At 68.8% G+C, this 1,814-nt stretch carries 1 protein-coding gene; it reads right to left on the reverse strand.

Annotation, left to right across the window (positions count from 1 at the left end; all coding sequences use genetic code 11):
* A partial coding sequence (locus PKD06_RS13640; RefSeq protein WP_324380928.1) for an efflux RND transporter permease subunit occupies positions 1-1,814 on the reverse strand: 1,814 nt, incomplete at both ends.

Genomic DNA, 1,814 nt, shown 5'->3' on the forward strand with positions numbered 1-1,814 from the left:
CCCGCGCGATGCGCCGTGCCTCGCGCTTGGCCGCACGCTTTTCCTTCCGGCGCACCCGCCACGCCGCCATGTTGGCGATCATCATCAGCGCCGCCGGCGTCACCAGGAGCGTCAGGATCGTCGCGAAGCCGAGGCCGAAGACGATGGCGGTCGAGAGGTTGATCCACCACTGCGTCGAGGGCGCGCCGATGGCGATGTCGCGGTGCACGAAGTCGATATTGATGCCGAAGGCGACGGCCAGCACGCCGAGCACGGCGGTGACGGCCGTCAGCACGACCGGCCGGGCGCGCTCCCGGCAAGTCTCCAGGATCGCCTCCCTCGCCGCCATGCCCTCGCGGCGCAGCCGGTCGTAGGTGTCGATCAGCACGATGTTGTTGTTCACGATGACGCCGGCATTGGCGATGACGCCGATCCCGCCCATGACGACGCCGAAGGGCTGGCCCATCACCATGAAGCCGATCAGCACTCCGATCGTCGACATGACGACGGCCGACAGCGTGATCGCGACCGAGGAGAACTTGTTGAACTGCGCGAGCAGGATCGCGAAGATCAGGAAGATTGCCGCCCCGAACGCCTTCATCAGGAAGGCGCCCGCTTTGGCCCGCTCCTCATCCTCCCCCTTCAGCTTGAAGGTGACGCCGGATCCGAGATCCATCTTCGCCAGCTCCGCGGCCAGCTCGCCCTGGACGACGGCGCTCTGCACCCCCTCGGCGACGTTCGAGGTGACGTTGACCACGCGCATCGAGTTGACGCGGTTGATCTGGCCAACCTTCGGAGCGGCCTTGCGGATGACGAAATTGCTGATCGGCACCGAGCCCTGCGGCGTGTTGATGCGCAGGTCGTCGAGCTGGTCGAGCGAGCGGCGGCTCTCGGGGAAGCGCACCAGGACGTCGACCTCCTTGTCGGTATCGACGGGGCGGTACTCGGTGACCTTCATGCCGTTGGTGACGAGCTGCACGGCCGCGCCGACCGACATCGGCGTCGCGCCGTATTTGGCGGCTTCCGCCTTGTCGACCTCGAGCCGCCAGTCGATGCCCGGCAGCGGCAGGCCGTCATCGACGTCGCGCGTGTCGGGGCGGGCCCGGAGCAGAGCCGCGACCTTGCGGGCCGCCTCGGGCAGCACCGCCGGATCATAGGCGGAGAGCTGGATCGTCACCGGCTTGCCGACCGGCGGCCCGGCGCGAGGCTTCGTCACCTCGATCAGGACACCCGGAATGTCCTTCGTGCGCGCGCGGATCTCGTCCATGATCAGCGAGGCGCGGCGGCGCTCGCGCCAGTCCACGAATTCGAACTGGATCGTGCCGACCGTATCCTCCGTCACCTCCTCGGAGCCGCGCTGGCCCTCGCCGGCGCGGGCATAGACGGTGGACAGCTCCTTCATGCCGAGCAGGCGGCCCTCGACGATGCGGACCAGCCGGTCCTTCTCGGCCATCGAGATGTTGCCGCGCGCGCGCACCTGGACGAGGCCGTAATCGGGCTCGACATCGGGGAAGAACTCGACGCCGTGGCCAAGGCGCCCATAGGCCGCGACCACCCCGACCAGCACGGCGGCAGCGACGGCGAGGGTGGAGACGGGACGCGCGATGGCAGCGCGGACGAGGCGCATATAGGGCCCCTTGTCCGCCATGCGCTCGTCGTGGTGCTCCCCGGCCGGGGCGCGGCCGAGCAGCGCGCCGAGGGTCGGCGTGAAGATCAGCGCGACGACCATCGAAGCCGAGAGCGTCGCGATCAGCGTCAGCGGCAGGTATTTCATGAACTCGCCGACGATGCCCGGCCAGAACAGGAGCGGCGAGAAGGCGGCGATGCGGGTCAGC

Origin of the sequence: Enterovirga sp. (assembly GCF_035325185.1) — a bacterium.
GTDB lineage: Bacteria > Pseudomonadota > Alphaproteobacteria > Rhizobiales > Beijerinckiaceae > Enterovirga.